Annotated in this window: 16 protein-coding genes and 1 pseudogene; 12 read left to right on the top strand and 5 right to left on the bottom strand. The window is 59.7% G+C overall.

The window, feature by feature from the left end; translation table 11 throughout:
- The first annotated feature begins 9 nt into the window (after positions 1 to 9).
- From U8D42_RS27600 to U8D42_RS27645, 10 genes are all read left to right on the top strand, one after another.
- A complete protein-coding gene (locus tag U8D42_RS27600) occupies positions 10 to 1,056 on the top strand; it encodes a Mammalian cell entry related domain protein (protein WP_322860564.1) in 1,047 nt (348 codons plus the stop codon).
- Positions 1,053 to 2,105: an MlaD family protein gene (locus U8D42_RS27605; protein ID WP_322860563.1), complete on the top strand. Its 1,053-nt coding sequence runs from the start codon at positions 1,053 to 1,055 to the stop codon at positions 2,103 to 2,105. The genes U8D42_RS27600 and U8D42_RS27605 overlap by 4 nt, the downstream gene beginning before the upstream one ends.
- A complete protein-coding gene (locus U8D42_RS27610) occupies positions 2,102 to 3,061 on the top strand; it encodes an MlaD family protein (protein ID WP_322860578.1) in 960 nt (319 codons plus the stop codon). Before U8D42_RS27605 ends, U8D42_RS27610 begins: the two co-directional genes overlap by 4 nt.
- Positions 3,061 to 4,155, top strand: coding sequence for an MlaD family protein (locus tag U8D42_RS27615; protein WP_322860562.1), 1,095 nt, complete (start codon positions 3,061 to 3,063; stop codon positions 4,153 to 4,155). The genes U8D42_RS27610 and U8D42_RS27615 overlap by 1 nt, the downstream gene beginning before the upstream one ends.
- A complete protein-coding gene (locus tag U8D42_RS27620; RefSeq protein WP_095795448.1) occupies positions 4,152 to 5,153 on the top strand; it encodes an MlaD family protein in 1,002 nt (333 codons plus the stop codon). The genes U8D42_RS27615 and U8D42_RS27620 overlap by 4 nt, the downstream gene beginning before the upstream one ends.
- The gene (locus U8D42_RS27625) at positions 5,150 to 6,103 is read left to right on the top strand and encodes an MlaD family protein (RefSeq protein WP_047324173.1); all 954 of its coding nucleotides are present in this window, start codon (positions 5,150 to 5,152) and stop codon (positions 6,101 to 6,103) included. Before U8D42_RS27620 ends, U8D42_RS27625 begins: the two co-directional genes overlap by 4 nt.
- Positions 6,104 to 6,150: 47 nt before the next feature.
- A complete protein-coding gene (locus tag U8D42_RS27630; RefSeq protein WP_322860561.1) occupies positions 6,151 to 6,810 on the top strand; it encodes a hypothetical protein in 660 nt (219 codons plus the stop codon).
- Between the two features lie 106 nt (positions 6,811 to 6,916).
- Positions 6,917 to 7,561 carry a hypothetical protein gene (locus U8D42_RS27635; RefSeq protein WP_431523896.1) on the top strand — a complete coding sequence of 215 codons (645 nt, stop codon included), beginning with the start codon at positions 6,917 to 6,919 and terminating at the stop codon, positions 7,559 to 7,561.
- A gap of 942 nt (positions 7,562 to 8,503) precedes the next feature.
- Positions 8,504 to 8,935 (top strand): hypothetical protein, encoded by a 432-nt coding sequence (locus tag U8D42_RS27640; protein WP_322860576.1) that lies wholly within the window; start codon positions 8,504 to 8,506, stop codon positions 8,933 to 8,935.
- A gap of 105 nt (positions 8,936 to 9,040) precedes the next feature.
- The gene (locus U8D42_RS27645) at positions 9,041 to 9,451 is read left to right on the top strand and encodes an MmpS family transport accessory protein (RefSeq protein ID WP_322860560.1); all 411 of its coding nucleotides are present in this window, start codon (positions 9,041 to 9,043) and stop codon (positions 9,449 to 9,451) included.
- Positions 9,452 to 9,917: 466 nt separating this feature from the next.
- Here U8D42_RS27645 and U8D42_RS27650 read toward each other — a convergent pair whose 3' ends face one another.
- The 4 genes and pseudogenes from U8D42_RS27650 to U8D42_RS27665 all read right to left on the bottom strand — a co-directional run bounded on the left by U8D42_RS27650 (position 9,918) and on the right by U8D42_RS27665 (position 12,503).
- The gene (locus U8D42_RS27650) at positions 9,918 to 10,064 is read right to left on the bottom strand and encodes a hypothetical protein (protein WP_322860559.1); all 147 of its coding nucleotides are present in this window, start codon (positions 10,062 to 10,064) and stop codon (positions 9,918 to 9,920) included.
- A 411-nt stretch (positions 10,065 to 10,475) separates the two neighbouring features.
- Positions 10,476 to 10,586: pseudogene (locus tag U8D42_RS27655) on the bottom strand (CoA transferase); the annotation flags it as partial.
- A 63-nt stretch (positions 10,587 to 10,649) separates the two neighbouring features.
- On the bottom strand, positions 10,650 to 11,432 hold the full coding sequence (locus U8D42_RS27660) for a FadR/GntR family transcriptional regulator (protein WP_322860558.1): 783 nt from the start codon (positions 11,430 to 11,432) through the stop codon (positions 10,650 to 10,652).
- A gap of 75 nt (positions 11,433 to 11,507) precedes the next feature.
- On the bottom strand, positions 11,508 to 12,503 hold the full coding sequence (locus tag U8D42_RS27665; protein WP_085289227.1) for an LLM class flavin-dependent oxidoreductase: 996 nt from the start codon (positions 12,501 to 12,503) through the stop codon (positions 11,508 to 11,510).
- Positions 12,504 to 12,680: 177 nt separating this feature from the next.
- Between U8D42_RS27665 and U8D42_RS27670 the strand changes: the two genes are divergently transcribed.
- Together U8D42_RS27670 and U8D42_RS27675 are read left to right on the top strand one after the other, a co-directional pair.
- Positions 12,681 to 13,694 carry a Rieske 2Fe-2S domain-containing protein gene (locus tag U8D42_RS27670; RefSeq protein WP_083175148.1) on the top strand — a complete coding sequence of 338 codons (1,014 nt, stop codon included), beginning with the start codon at positions 12,681 to 12,683 and terminating at the stop codon, positions 13,692 to 13,694.
- Positions 13,684 to 14,295, top strand: a complete 612-nt coding sequence (locus tag U8D42_RS27675; protein ID WP_083175149.1) for a TetR/AcrR family transcriptional regulator — start codon at positions 13,684 to 13,686, stop codon at positions 14,293 to 14,295. The genes U8D42_RS27670 and U8D42_RS27675 overlap by 11 nt, the downstream gene beginning before the upstream one ends.
- Here the strand turns inward: U8D42_RS27675 and U8D42_RS27680 are convergent.
- A complete protein-coding gene (locus U8D42_RS27680; protein WP_083175151.1) occupies positions 14,279 to 14,896 on the bottom strand; it encodes a cysteine hydrolase in 618 nt (205 codons plus the stop codon). The two genes, U8D42_RS27675 and U8D42_RS27680, sit on opposite strands and share 17 nt — an antisense overlap.
- Positions 14,897 to 14,898 lie beyond the last annotated feature (2 nt).

Raw genomic sequence — 14,898 nt, forward strand, 5'->3', positions numbered from 1 at the left:
TGAGCAGACATGCTACTGCACGCTTCTGCGGAATCTGAGAAGCGAACGCTGACCATCGTCGGCGCAGCGCTTGTGCTCTGCGTCGCTGCCGTGGGTGGCCTACTTATGGTGTTCAAGCCATTCGGCGGGAGACCAGCGAATGCAATTTCCATGGCAATCGATACGCCATATGTCGGTCCCGGGGTGGCCAAGGGGACGGAGTTGGTCATGCATGGGGTAAAGGTCGGCGAGGTCACGGCCGTGTCCAGATTGTCCGGGGGAGGTGTTCGGCTCAATGCTGATCTGCAAAAAACGCCAATAGCGGGATTAACTGATGCGATGGGTATTGATTTCCGGCCCGTCAACTATTTTGGGGTGACCGGTATCAATCTAATCGCAGGTGCGGGTGGGCGACCACTCCGCGATGGGACCCACCTGAAGATCACGCCGAAGGGCAACTTTACGCTTCAAGCCTTACTATCTCGCCTTGGAAGACTTGCTACGGGAACATTAACCTCGCGGCTGATCCAGGTGGTCGAGAAGGCCACTCGATACACTGATGCGTTGGATCCGCTGGCCGAGACCCTCTTGATTTCGGCTAATGCGCTTGCCAACACGCAAACAGTGAGTACCGCGCAACTATTAAGAAACGCGACAGGAATGAGTGTTGCATTTCCGTCGTTTACCGACGCGATGCTCGATGCCGGCGCCGATTTAACGCACGGTACTAATAAATTGAACAAGGGTACATGGAACGCCAGCGATGACGAATACTCGCATACTATTCTACCGTTCATGCAATTCGTAGCGGATAACCTGTTTGGTGCAATCGGCAGGCTGGAGTACACGCACATCGACGATCTGGCGCCCATGGTTGATACTGTCAAGGCGCTGACCGATGTGGTGCCGCCACTGATCAGGCCTCAAGGCATTTCGGAGATGCTCGTGGAACTGCGTTCCCGGCTTGAGAAAATGTACGCGGGAACGCCTGAGCAACGTGCGCTTCAGGTTCGCATTGTTCTTGACAGCCTTCCGGGTGTCGCGGCGCCACTTGCCGCTTTGGGAGGTGCCCGATGAAGCCTAGAGCGGCGTTGTGGCGACTCGCGATCAGCGGGGTCGTCGCGATCGTTCTGTTTATTCTGGTTGCGAATGTCATTAGGCAGCCCATGGCGGCGGAAACGCGATCGTACGATGCCGAGTTCACTGACGCATCGGGATTGCATCAGGACGCCGACGTGCGGGTCCGCGGAGTCCGAGTCGGGAAGGTCCACTCAGTCGGTCTCGAGCGAAGGCACGGTCAAAGCATCGCCGTGGTCGGGTTTACGCTCGACAAGCGATATGGCGTGGTATCCGGAACCCGGCTTGCCATCAAGTTCGAGGCTCTTACCGGTCTGCGGTATTTAGATGTCGTGGACGCGACAGAGGGGTATTCGAAGGCCGCGCTTGTCACCCATGTGACCACCGCGATGACGCAACCGTCTTTCGACGTCACCACGTTATTCAACGGGCTACAACCCGTGATTGCCACTCTGAACCCTGACGAGGTAAACACCTTTACCGCCAATGCGGCAGCATATCTCTCCGGTGATGGCGGTGGCTTGGCGCCGATGCTGGAGAGCATCCGCAAGCTCACCAGGTTTGCATCGGACCGTCAACAAGTCATCGCAACGCTGATGCGCAATCTCAAGGAAATTTCCGATACTATGGGCGGACATGGAAAAGACCTGATCCAGATAGCGGACTGGCTTAATAAAGGCCCGGTAGCTGGCATCTTTGGAATATTGGACGAGTTTCGAAAAGCTTACCTCTACGGTGAGTTTACAGGTGATGTCGCGCAATTGGTGGCTAACTTAGGATTTCCACCTGGTGTGAATAATGGCGATTACTTCACCTACGGCCCGGCCGCCAACAAGAATGCCAGTGACATGGACCAGGGTCTGGACCGTGCGTTCACCGTCCTCGACGACTTTACGGACGCCTTCAAGCTCGTTCCGGTCATGTGGGAAAACATCCCACCACCGCCGGAGGCCGGCGCGCCCTTGGCCTGTTCCCGGGGCAAGGCCCAGTTACCTGAGCAAATGGACGTACTTCTCAACGGCCGAAAAGTGGTGTTGTGCAACCGATGAAAGCGTTACGTAATCCGACTCTGTGGGGTGCTGGTGCCCTTGCCCTAGTGACGATTGTGGCGCTCGCGACGGCGATGCTCTATATCAGCCCCCCCGGGCAGAAGACCGTCACCTTCTACACCGACGACGCGGCGGCGATCCGTCCAGGAGACCCGGTACGCATTGCCGGAATCAACGTGGGCAAGGTGAAGGATCTGGCACTGGAATCGAACCGAGTGCGCGTCCGAGCACGGGTTGACGCTAGTGCATTTGTCGGTGATCGCTCGCAGGTGCAAGTCCGCATGCTCACGGTGGTTGGGGGCTATTATGTGAGCATCGTGTCACTAGGTGACAGTTCTTTAGGCGCTAAGCCTATTCCGGTCGAACGCGTGACGATGCCTTACAGCTTGATACAGACTCTCACCGACGCGACGAAGATCACCGACAAGGTTGACCCAAAGCCGATAAATGAATCGCTCAACCAGGTGCAGCAGGGGCTTAACGGCACCAACGTGGAATCAATCTCGGCGGTTATCGATGCGGGCAACAAGCTTATGTCGACAATTGAGAAGCAACGTGGACAAGTGAGTGCCATCCTGAATCTATCCAATGAGTATGTCGGAAAGCTGAACAATTACAGTGACGACCTCAAGGACATGGTCCGGAAATTGTCGATCATTGAACAGTCACTTACGCTCTACAGCGAGGGACTCGCCAGGGCGCTTAAAGGCATGGGCGACACCATGGATGGCCTATCACCAATCTTCATTTACTACGAGAATCATCGCGACACGGCTCTAGCTAGGATCCGTGACTGGGTGCAAAAAGCACGAATGTGGTCGGACCGCAACGGTGTAATAATCCGGGCGCTGCGCCTGGGGCGGAGAAAAATCGAACGGGTCCTGGGCGCACAGCAGGAGGCTCCGGAGCTATTGGCCACCGATCTGTGTATGCCGATACCGGGGAGTCCGTGCTAATGGCCTTGTCAGGTTCGCATCGCCTTGGTCGGCTCGGCGCGATCGCTTTGACAGCAGCGGCGGTAATGACCCTTGTGGCCTCATGCGGGCGGCTGCATGAAAGACAGCCGCACGCCGAATACTGCGCAATGATGCCCGACAGCATCGGGCTATATGTCGGCAATCCGGTCACGCAGATGGGCTATCAGATCGGGAAAGTCACGAGCATCACCCCCGGTACAACGGACGTCCGTGTCGATTTCAGTGTGACTGAGCGGCGTCCGTTGCCAGCGGATGTCAAGGCAATCATCAGGTCGACATCGATCCTTGCTGACCGGTCGCTGGAGCTTGTCGGCAACCCTGGTGCGGCACCTCACCTCGGTGCCGGTGAGTGTATTCCGCTTACCCGTTCGTGGACGCCGAAGAGCCTGTCCGAAGTGATCGGCTCGGCGACCAATTTCCTCAACAAGATCAACCCGGGTGGGTCGACGAATGTCGGCGATGTCGTGCGTGAGCTCGATCAGGCGCTGCACAACAATGGAGCCGGCGTCAATCAGCTGCTGACCACGTCATCGGCGGTAGTCGATAGCCCTGATCAAACGATCAGCGACATCGGATCCGTGATCACGAACCTTGCTGAACTGAGTTCGGCGCTCACCGAGATCAGAGGCCCGCTGAAGGAGGTTCTGCTCAACGCGGAACAGAACATGTCGGACTTCGCCGTGACGGTGGATGGCGGCAATCATATGGTCGGAGGATTTATGGGCTTGGTCAAAACGGGTGTCGACGTGGAAGACAACCTCGGTGACGAGCTTCAGTTCACGCTCGACTCGACGTCGGTTGCCCTGAGGAAGTTCAGTGCACACGCGCCGTGGCTGGCGAATCTTCTGAATCCGGTGCCTTGGTGGGTCAATACGCTAGCCAACCACTTCAATAACCGTGAGTTCCATATCACCTACCGTCCGCCGCTGTATCGCGTCCGTACCCCCAATGGACTTGCGCTGTGTGGCGTGATGAACGCTTCGATGCCCGGAAGCTGCGCGGATGTTGCTGGGCAACCGTACGCGGTTGATGTTGCGCTGCTTCAATACGTCCTCAACCAGGCGAACCGATGATCCGCCGGATGTGGCGGTTGGCCGCGGTCACTGCCGGTGTCGTCGCACTTTCATCGTGTGCATCGCTCAATGTGAGTTCGTTGCCTCAGCCTGGTAATAGCTATCGCGGTGGATATGACATCGTCATCGAATTTAACAACGCGCTCAACTTGCCGGATCGGGCAAAGGTGGTGTTGGACGGCACCACGGTCGGCGTCGTCACCAAGGTGGCACTATCCAGCCGTGCGGTCGACGTCACCTCGAGAATCGACCCCAACGTCGCGGTGCCGTCGAACATCCGAGCGGTCCTGCAGCAGGACACTGTCTTGGGCGACATCTATGTCGCCCTCGAGCGACCGCAAACCGACCAGGCTGCGGCACCAGCGTTGAGGTCCGGCGACCGCATCCCGCTGGCGCAGACTACATCTCCGCAACAACTGGAAGACACAATCGCGAACATGGCGAACTTCGTGTCGAGCGGATCCATCCAGCGCATACAGAACTCGATCATCCGTATCAACCGAGTCCAGCCGCCGGGAGGAGAAGGCGCGATTCGGAAGGTGGCTTCCCAAGTGGCAGCCGACCTCGGGGACCTGTCTGACAACATGAATCTGGTCGACCAATGGCTCAATGGCGTGTCCGAAACGGTCGATGTCATGCACAGGAGGATCCTGGTAATCCAGGAAATGTTCTCGAAGCAAGGCATGACAGCGATTAAACGGTTCTTGGAGATCTTTTCGTATGTGGGTACCATCCTTCCGTCTACCGGTAGTATATACGCCGGTGGTTTCTGGCTGGTGCCGTTACTGCGATCATTGAGTGATGAGATGGGCGCTCTTCAGCATTCCAAATGGGAGTTTGAAAAGGAGTGGCCCGCATGGCGCCGGCTATTCACTGGCTTCTTCCTTCCGGAAGATAAATATCCAGCGATCAATATTACGTCGATAGTCGGACCCGACGGTCGGGAAATGTCGGGCAACGTGCAGGATGTGCTACGGATCTTAGGTGCGACACCATGAGGGTGCGAGCCATTTTGTCCTTCATTGCATTTGCCCTGATGATTGCGTTTGCCGTGAGCTACATTGGCTCGCTCGGCGTGCGGGTTAGAGCGCCTTCTGACCGTACCAATCTCTCCATGACGGTGGGAGATATCAACGGTCTCGTTGTCGATTCAAATATCCTGCTGCGTGGCGTGCCAGTCGGCAAAGTAAGCCGTATCGCATCGTCTCTCGACGGAGCTACTATCGACTTCTACGTCGACGGCCACTTGCGCATCCCCGCCGACTGCGATGTTCGACTCGAGAATCTGTCTGCCCTCGGTGAAACCTATATAGGCCTGTTTCCGCGGCGTCGGGACGGCCCAATGTTGCACGACGGCCAGCACATCGCAACCGAGTCGGTAATACAACCACCATCAATAACAGAGCTGGCGGTAAGTGTCACGCGGATACTCAATCAGCTCGATCCCGAAGCGGTCGAACGCATCATCCATGAGGGTGACGCTGCACTGCCTGATCCAAACTTGGTGCTGCCTAACCTGTCGCACGCTAGCGAGTTGCTGAGAAACACAGCAGCGGACATGCATGGCCATGGGCGAGTGCTGCTGAGCAACTTCCAGACCCTCTTACGCAACGCTGGGTGGGTCGGGCCCACGCTCGCTGGCCTGATACCCGGAATCCGGGATAGCGCCGACAATTCTAAAAAGATCCTGCAAGGCTTTTCGGTAGGTGCCCTCGAGATCGGTCCGGACGGTATGCGCAAATTCGGCCACCTGCTTAGCCGGGTCCAGAAGTTATTGGATCAGAACGGCGGTGACCTCAAAGTGCTGGGTGAAGCGCTTCGGCCACGGGTGAAGGCCATCGCCGGTGCGTTGTTGAACTTCGACCCCAGTCAGATCCTGTCCAACATCCTGGACACAGTGCCCGAAGATGGCGCGATTACGCTGCACGTGGCCATCCCCCAGAATTAAATAGGCAGGCATGGCCGTGCGAGACCACGAATTAAGGAATTTACGTGATGATTGATACCGAAATAAATACCCCCGGACCGGATGCGGCCCAGGCCGATTCAGCCGAGTTTGAGCCAGCGGACGAGACACCCACTGAGGACACTTCGTCGACTACGGACGAGCCTCAGGGCAAGAAGTCCAGACGAGCGCAGCTCTCGGTTTCTCTTCCTAGCCTGGTGATCGCCGTCGCGATCGCCGTCCTTGTCGGCGGCGTCGCAGTGTTGGGCTGGCTATATGTTGGAGCGAAACACAAGCTGGACGAGCAGGCTCGGCAATCCGAAAACAAGGTGCACGCCGAAAACGTCGCTTTGCACTACGCGGTAGAAGCGGCAGCGATGAACTACCAAGATCTGAACTCGTGGAAAGGCAAGCTTGTCGGCGGCACCAGTCCCGAACTGAAGGACAAGTTGACCAAGGCCGCAACGTCAATGGAACAGATTCTGGTGCCGCTGCAATGGAATTCAACGGCACGGCCGCTGGCGGCCAAGGTCCGCAAAGTAACCGGCGCTACCTACGTCGTCGACTCTTTTGTAATGGTGCTTACCAAGACCGCGCAAGCTCCGGAGCCACTGCAGTCGACGGCAACGTATAGCGTCACAATCGATAGCAGTAAGGATTGGCAAATTACCGAGGTTGGCGGAGTTGGCGACGCGTTAGAACAGAAATAGAACTCCCGAACAGGAGATTATGATGGCTCGAACTAGGTGGCCCGATCTGGATGGCTGCGTTCATAGCTGTCTCCGCATAGTAGGAGTGTCTGCTGTCAAAGCTACGATGCGAAGCGTGTTTGCTCGTCCGATTGTGGTCTTGACATCCGTCCTGATTACGTTGTCCGGTGTGACCGTCGCGACTGAGCCCGCTTCTCGAGCCGATCCGTCCGATTACGAGCGGCCTCCCGAGCCATTACCGGTGGTCACTCCGACGCCTTCAAACTGGGCGCCCAAATTTCCATTCCCTTATGACGAAACAAAAGGAAGCGTCACCGATGCGGACATCAATGCGGAACGGGAGATGTGCCAGTGGTTCAACGCTCAATATGACGAATTGACGCGCCAGATCAACAGGCTTCAATTCAACCGGATCACACCGAATGGACCGGGGGTCATCTCGGGCGCCGGTTCCGACTGGGACTACAGCATCGGCGACCTTCAACAGCAAGCTGACATCGTTACCGCAAATATCGACCAGTCGGTAGACTTCCTCGCCCCGCGCGTTCAGGCGCTTACTCAGTCCACGGACCCTGCGGGTGATGTCTACTTCCCGCTCTATGAAGGTAAGAGTTTCTACCTACTGTGGCAGCACCTGTCCAATGTCAGCGCAGGGATCAAAAGCCATCAACCCGACTGGTTCACAGGTCCATCGGTGCAAAGAGTATTGCGTTGGGGTACTCGAATCCGCCGTTCGCACGTATGTCAGTAGAACGTAGTCCGGTAACTGAGAGGATGCGCCGAGCGTGCGCTTCGTGTCAATTCACAGCGGACTCCGATCTCTGGGTTAAACCAGTCTCTGGTGAGGGTGAGCGGTGGCGGTGAGCTGGGCCGACGTGGTTGCCGTTCGTAGCTTGCGCGCTGCTCCGGAGAAGGAGAATCACAGAATGTATCGCCGTGTTGGCAGTCGCCGGTGGTTGGCGACCACTGCCTCTGCGATCGGGTTGGTCTTGGGTACCGTCGCTCCGGCACACGCGGACCCGCCTGGCGGTGCTCCCGCGAATCCTTTTCCAGAGATGGCGCACATATCGGCGTGGTACGACAAATTCGAGCCAGACCGATTCTTCCTTGCTGACCATCCCGGTGTTTGGTTCTTGTCACCCTCTGGACTCAACTGCGGCATCTGGGATAGGGGAAGCTTTGGTTGCAGCGGCGTTATTCCGGGTGCACCCGCGGACAGCAATCACATCGCTTGGTTCAACGGAAACCGCTCCGTGCACCACGGCTGGACGGCGGCCATTCAGTTCCCTGCCGGACAAGCGGATCAAACCCTGCCGCCGCGCAGTTACGTAACGTACAACTCAACGACTTGTGCGATCGAGCCAGACGGCAGCACCTATTGCGGGCACGGCGAATTTAAGTTCTTGATAACCCACACAGAGACATGGTTCAAAGGCTACGACGAGGCCTCCACGCGGGTGTGCCTAAGCTACGGGTCTTGTTGACACAAGGCTTCTCTGCTACCAGTGAGGCCAGCGAGTTCTAACCGCACGACGAGAAAAGGCACATGTTGTCCCGCACTTCTGTGGCTCGTAATGGATTTCCAGAGAAGGAGTTGTAAGTGCTAAGACAATCACTTGCGCCGCTCGGTGGCCGCAAGTCGGCGCCGATACTCCCGTGCCGGAGGAAGGTGATCCGACTGGTAGTCGTGTTCATGCTGGCCTTTTCCGGTGCTATGGTGCTGACGCCATCGGCTCTGGCGGATTCGGAAGACAACCTGAAATACGCAATGGAGACCGCCCGCGGCGGGACGTCATGTCAGCCGTTGAGCTACAACCCGGTAGTCGAAAAGGCAGCGAGGATCATTAATCAGTCGACCGATGACTACCTTAGCCATAACTCAACACACCTCCCGATCACTGACCCGCTGCCAGGGTTAAAGGATCTCGGCTACGGCGGCAACAAGGCCGTCCTGCTTCAAGGTGCCCGCATGACCGAAGCTGATGCGATAAAGGGCGCGTTACTACAAGGCTCCACCGCCATCCCTGATTGCTCCTACACAGACTTAGGGATAGATGTGCGACGCAATGAAGCGACCGGTAATAGCTTGGTTTTGTTACTGTTAGCGGGGGCCCAGCGACCATGATTGCATCGGGTTTTGGCAATGACAGGCGTCTCACTAGCTCGGTGCATTGTTGCTATCCGGCCTGGTCAGCATTGAGCTCGACAGTGATACCTGCCGGAGGGATTAATGATTCGTACCCAGCTGATAATTATTGCGCTGATTACCGGCATTTCTGCCGTCGCGGTGGCGCCGGACGCTCGCGCTGAGGATAGCGTTACATACGAGGTCGTTTCAAACGATGTCGCCGCAGCAAATCTGGAGTACTTCGACTCCTCTGAGCGAAAAGTACTGGACGGCGTGCCACTGCCATGGCGGACCACCGTGACGGTGATGAATGCTCTCAGTCCATCAGTAGACGGCGCGGAAGTTCGCGCCGACTGGCGCCCTCGCGTGTGTGATGGGCGAGCCTGGTGCCCAGAGGCTAGGCCTAATAAGTGGGTAACGGTCCGGATCTATTTTCGCGGGAAGGTCATCTGCGAAAGCACCCTTGATGTGGGCAACGCGGCATGCTACGGCAGCACATCTTTTAAATCCTGACAGTCGATAACACCAAACCTCGTAGCACGCTCCACCTGTCGGGGTGGTGTGCGCATTATTCGGATCACTAAGCGGTCTTAAGTAAGTCGAGACATGCCGGCAGATGTCGCACGTTCCAACGGTGCCTGCTAACAATTGGAGTGTGCGCGACGATGGCCGCAAGCTCGATCACGAAGCTTCCCCAGAGTGTGGAGGTGACGGGGTCGCAGCTTTCCGGGCCAGTGTCTACGAGACTTGTTGGTGGGTGGTTTCGCAGTGCATTCGGAACCCCTCGGGGGTGAGGTCGTTGAGTGCGCTGTTGGGGTCGGTAGGTGTTGCATTCGGTGCGAGCCCACCGAACCCAAGGGTGCTCAATCCGCGAGGGCGTGACTAGTCAGGTCGGGTCCGTTGTGCATGCGGATGTGTTCGGGCTTGTGGCCCGTGTTCATGATCAGCTCATCGAGGAGGCCGGTGGTCCGATCGGCATTCAATGAGCGACGTGGCCGTGTCGCCAATGCCTTACGGGTGACTCGTCGATGACGTTGCAGAAGCGCAGCGCACGGCCGTCGACGGTGAGGTCGTGCTGATAGTCCAGCGCCCAGACGTGGTCGGGCGGACCGCCGCCATGCGCCATGGCTCCGAACTGTGGCCCAGGCGCAGGCGCTTGCGGGCCTTCGACGGACGTTGCCGCCGTTCGTCTTTCCACAATCGGTGGGTGCGTCTGGGATTGACCACCGGACCTTCGGACTTGGCGATGGCATGCGCCTTGCGCCAGCCCCACCGCGGATGCCCGAAGGCGATCTCGCGCAATCGGGCGCGCAGCCGCGCTTCGTCGCCATCGGGTCGGCGCGGCCCGTACTGCGCACCGAACTGTGTTGGCCGACCACCCGGCAGGCACGCCGGTGCGAGACCCCGAACCGCTCAACAAGCACAACCACCGCTCGCCGCCAACGGTCGGGGCTCACAAGTTTCCCCGGCTGATCTCCTTGAGCATGTCGATATCGAGGGCCTGCTCGGTGACAAACTTCTTAAGCCTCTGATTCTCCCGCTCAAGCTCCTTGATGACAGGATGCTCGATCTTCACCACGTCGGCGCCCCAGTCGGCGAGCACAGCGCCTGCCGAGGGAACGAAGGTGAACTGGGCGACCTCCAGCACGCGAACCCGGTGAGCGGTTTACGCATCAGATGTCCTTCAAGTGAGGGTGGGCACGGTGCCCACTCAGTGCATGATGTCTCGGACCTTCGTCTTCTCGTGGCCCTTGAGTAGCTCAGCGCTGGCGCTCTCCATGTGTCGCCGCCAATGCGCCTCGGCCTCGGCGCCGTCCCGGGCGGCCACCAAGTCGGCGAGTCGGGTGTAGGACCGCATCAGCTTGTTGTACTGAGCCTTGGGCACGACGTTCTGAACGCTGAGAAATGCTGCGGTCATGTGCCTTTCGAAGATTTCGTGCAGCATGCCGACGATCACGGTCAGTGTCGCGTTGCCCGACAGTTCGACTAGCCGGCGGTGCAATGCGGTGGACGCCGCGCCCAGCTTGCCGGTCTCCCATGCAGCGGGGATCTCCTCGATGAGTTCGCGTAACTCGCGGTGGGCCGCAGCGGTGCCATCCTCTGCGAGCAGCCGGGCCGCATACGGTTCAATGCCCATCCGTGCCGTCATCACGTCCGCGAGCGTCGTTCCCGCCATCTCGAGCAGGAAGCCCGCCGGCCGCGCGACGATCTCGGGGCCCGGCACGCGAACCCGGGCGCCGGTGCGTGAGCCGCGCCGCACCTCCACGAGGCGGTCGGACTCCAAGACTCGCACCGCTTCTCGCAGTGACGGCCGGCTGACCTGAAAGTGATCCATGAGTTCGGCTTCGTAGGGAAGGAAGTCGCCGTCTTTGAGCTGTCCCTCGACGATCATCCGCCGCAACGTGTCCGCCACGATCTCGGCCGTCTTCGGCGACCGCACCGCACCGTTATTCTGTGACGTGGCCATCGGCGCGAGCGGTTCCCGCTTGGGCATCGCGACCTCCTGAACTCGACATGTATTACTCAGTACACCATGTAAGGCACCCATCTGGTGCATCCGTAGCTGGCGTCAATGTAGTTGCGAAAGAACGCGCGTCGCGGCCGCACCATAGCCGGAGCGTCGTCGACGTCCGACCAGGAAGCTTGGCGGTGAGGCAAATGCCGTGTCGGGCACTCGTTTGCGAGTCGCCAGCATCTCGCGTGCCTGTGTGTCGTCGCCACAGATCGCGATCGACCACAGCATATCGTCAGTGACGTGGTCGGCGATCGTTTCCGGATGGCCGCTGCGGAAGGCCGATCGGATCCGGGCGACCTGGTCTGTCCAGCCGTGCAGTTCGACGAGTGAGTCGTAGGTCTTCACGGTGAAGTAGAAGGCGATCTGCAGCCGCGCGTCCCGGACAGCCCGTGCCGGGTCGTCGTTGTCGATCGCGGTGATCAGCCACCCCCAACGTCGTAGCTCGGCCGGGTCACGTCCGCTTGCTTCCGCGCCGCGGACCAGTTCGGGCTCCACGACTTCGGTCCACCACCGATCGGTGAACAGGCCGTGCCCCAGTACGCCATCGGCGGTGCGACCTACCGTCCGCAACATGATCTTGTTGAACGCTCCGATCAGGATGGGAACGTCTAACCGGCCGAGCACCGGTGCACGGATGTCGGCGTCAATCGTGTAGAACCGGCCCTCGTAACGGACGCGTTCGCCGTTCTCGGCGTTCAGGAACGCCCGTATCGCCTCGATCAGTTCGGCCATCCGGGGGGCGGGGTGGGCGGCGTCGACACCAAACCAGTCCTTATTCATCCGTGAGGTCCCCGACCCAAGTCCCAGAAAGACCCTGCCCGGGGCGAGTGTCCAGAGATGTCGGACCGCCGCGGCGTGCACGAACGGGGACCGGGCGAATGCGTATGCGATTCCCGGGCCGATGTACGCCCCCGAGGTACCGAGAGCCATCTCGGTCGCGGTGATGTATGCGTTGAGGTCGGCGAACTCGCCGGCGCAAAACGCCTGCGCGCCGGCGGTCTCCGCCTGCGCTGCCAGCGCGGGCCCCGGCCACGGCAGACCCCAGTCCATGCGTCCTCGCATCCGTCGGCACTACGTCACTAACCTAGTTAGATACGTAATTGTACTTCCTGCCCGGTGGCTACGCCATCGCCCCTGCATCGATCGTTTTCGACAAAAGTGTCAAAAAAGAGTAGCCTCGCGATAGTCCTGCTGCTAGGCGTCGTGCGTGGAAAGGACATTCCGATAATGCAAACATTGCCGAGCATGCTGCCCACCGGGTGGTTTCAGGTCGCCTGGAGCGCTGACCTTGCCGTCGCCGAGGTTATCCCGATGCACTACTTCGGCCGGGATCTGGTCGCCTTCCGGCAGCTGGATGGGGTGGTGAAGGTGCTGGACGCGCACTGCCAGCATCTTGGCGCGAGCCTGGCCCACGGCGGCTGCGTAGTCGAAGAAGGCATCCAGTGCCCTTTTCACGGCTGGGTGTGGAACGGCGCGGGACGCAACGTCCACATTCCCTACCAGGATCGGCCCAATAAGGGCCGCCGAGTACGTAGCTACCCGGTCGCCGAGCTCAACGATTCGATCTTGATCTGGCATGACAGCGCGGGCAGAGATCCATTGTGGGCGGCACCCGACGCGTTCGCGGTGCTTGGCGAACACGTCCGCTCGCAACGATTCCACCCATTGACAGCCGATTGCCGGACGCGGCATGAGCGGGTAAAGGTGCATCCCCAGGTGATCGCCGAGAACGCCGTCGATCCTCACCACTTCCAATTCGTCCATCGCACCCCGATCAGTCCCGTGGTACTGCGTGAAAGCACCGACAGCTCGACCTGGTCGGCCAAGGTCGGCTTTGGCCGGAGGTGGAGCGACGGCCTGGACCGCACCGGCGACACGATGAACACGATCGAAATCTATTGGTCAGGAATCGGGCTCAGCTACAACGGCGAACACGTCCGCGACGGAATCCGAGTCATCTCCATCTGCGCGACACCGGTGGACGACACCAGATCCGACATCTTCGCCGGCTACTGGATCAGCGAGGAAACGTCAGAAGGCCCGGATGATTTCGAGGCGCGTCTGGCCGCAGCGAAACGCGCCCTGCCCGACGACATCCGGATCTGGGAGCACCAGAAGTACCTCGAACCGCCGGGTCTGGCGACCTCGGAGGCGGCAGGCTTTCGCGCGCTGCGTCGGTGGGCGAGCGGGTTTTATCCCGAACCGGAGGCCGCCGCCGAGCCGGTCGCGCATGGTGTCTGAGGGCTCGCGCCCGCGGGTAACACGCAAGTCCGACCGCACCCGAGAGTCAATCCTGGACGCTGCGCGGACCGCGTTTGCGCGCAAGGGTTTCTCGGGCGTCACCATCAAGGACATCACTGACCTCGCGCCGGTCACCCGGGCGAACTTCTACTATTACTTCTCCGACAAGACCGAGCTTTTCATCGAGCTCGGCACCGACACCTACCGCGAAGCGCTGGCGGTTGTTGAGGGTTTCATGGAGCAGGGGAGCCCGCCCAGCCGGGAGGACGTCGAGGCCTGGGTTGCCGGCTACTTCGACTACCTCGACCGCAACGGTGCGTTCGTCATCCGCTCCACGGAGGACATGCCTCCCGATCGCAAATTCCGCGCGGCGGTCGCCCGCTCGCACCGTCGAACCGCCGCTGCGCTCGGTGAGGGCATCGCAAAGATGGCGCCGACACCGCCCGACCTCGACCCCGTGGCTACCGGGCTGGTGATTATGGCGATGCTCGAACGCTCATGGCTGATGGTTCGCCACAACGAGGTCCCGTCGACGACACGCCAAGCGGTGGTCATGGCGGCCACCGAGATGCTGTGGCGAACAGTCAACGGTCAGACCTGACCGATGTCCATTCGCCGATAAGCTTATCGATCGTGGTCAGCCGACCCAGCACGGCAATAGTGTTGTCCAGCACCTGTTCTGCATAGTCCTTGGGGGTGCCGCCGACGGCGTCGCGCGGGACGACGAGTTCGAAACCGGCCTGCGTAACATGCCCGGCAGTGTGGGTGATCGCCAGGTTCAGCGAAACGCCGGCAAGGACGATGGTGCTCACGCCGAAGCCTTTGAGCACGGGCAGTAGTTCGGAATCGAGCGTTGGGAAAAGGCCGTGGTGGCGCGGTAACACCAGATCGGTGGGTGCCAGTAGCTCGGGAAGCACTGTAGTGGAGGCGGTTCCCGGTGCCCAGTGAGCGGTTGCGGGGCCCAGGGCCCGCCAGATGCGCGCCGTCCCGGTCGGCCGGCCCCCGAGGTTGCCCTCATAGGTCGCGTGCACCACCCGCGCGCCGAACTGGCGGGCGGAATCGAGAAGTCGGCGCACACTGGAGACGAGTTCAGAGCTGTCGGCGGCCAAAGCGGGCAAGACGGACTCGGGGCCTAGTACACCGTTCTGGCATTCCACACAGACAACGGCCGTAGTCTCGGGGTCCCATGGTGTCAGAGCCATCC

Source organism: Mycobacterium europaeum (assembly GCF_034555895.2).
Lineage (GTDB): Bacteria > Actinomycetota > Actinomycetes > Mycobacteriales > Mycobacteriaceae > Mycobacterium > Mycobacterium europaeum.

Coding starts and splice junctions, on each gene's coding strand:
- U8D42_RS27615 (WP_322860562.1), top strand. CDS start 3,061: ATGGCCTTGTCAGGTTCGCATCGCCTTGGTCGGCTCGGCGCGATCGCT.
- U8D42_RS27660 (WP_322860558.1), bottom strand. CDS start 11,432: ATGCCCAAGCGGGAACCGCTCGCGCCGATGGCCACGTCACAGAATAAC.
- U8D42_RS27635 (WP_431523896.1), top strand. CDS start 6,917: ATGCGAAGCGTGTTTGCTCGTCCGATTGTGGTCTTGACATCCGTCCTG.
- U8D42_RS27600 (WP_322860564.1), top strand. CDS start 10: ATGCTACTGCACGCTTCTGCGGAATCTGAGAAGCGAACGCTGACCATC.
- U8D42_RS27640 (WP_322860576.1), top strand. CDS start 8,504: ATGCTGGCCTTTTCCGGTGCTATGGTGCTGACGCCATCGGCTCTGGCG.
- U8D42_RS27620 (WP_095795448.1), top strand. CDS start 4,152: ATGATCCGCCGGATGTGGCGGTTGGCCGCGGTCACTGCCGGTGTCGTC.
- U8D42_RS27605 (WP_322860563.1), top strand. CDS start 1,053: ATGAAGCCTAGAGCGGCGTTGTGGCGACTCGCGATCAGCGGGGTCGTC.
- U8D42_RS27630 (WP_322860561.1), top strand. CDS start 6,151: ATGATTGATACCGAAATAAATACCCCCGGACCGGATGCGGCCCAGGCC.
- U8D42_RS27670 (WP_083175148.1), top strand. CDS start 12,681: ATGCAAACATTGCCGAGCATGCTGCCCACCGGGTGGTTTCAGGTCGCC.
- U8D42_RS27645 (WP_322860560.1), top strand. CDS start 9,041: ATGATTCGTACCCAGCTGATAATTATTGCGCTGATTACCGGCATTTCT.
- U8D42_RS27680 (WP_083175151.1), bottom strand. CDS start 14,896: ATGGCTCTGACACCATGGGACCCCGAGACTACGGCCGTTGTCTGTGTG.
- U8D42_RS27610 (WP_322860578.1), top strand. CDS start 2,102: ATGAAAGCGTTACGTAATCCGACTCTGTGGGGTGCTGGTGCCCTTGCC.
- U8D42_RS27625 (WP_047324173.1), top strand. CDS start 5,150: ATGAGGGTGCGAGCCATTTTGTCCTTCATTGCATTTGCCCTGATGATT.
- U8D42_RS27665 (WP_085289227.1), bottom strand. CDS start 12,503: ATGGACTGGGGTCTGCCGTGGCCGGGGCCCGCGCTGGCAGCGCAGGCG.
- U8D42_RS27650 (WP_322860559.1), bottom strand. CDS start 10,064: ATGGCGCATGGCGGCGGTCCGCCCGACCACGTCTGGGCGCTGGACTAT.
- U8D42_RS27675 (WP_083175149.1), top strand. CDS start 13,684: ATGGTGTCTGAGGGCTCGCGCCCGCGGGTAACACGCAAGTCCGACCGC.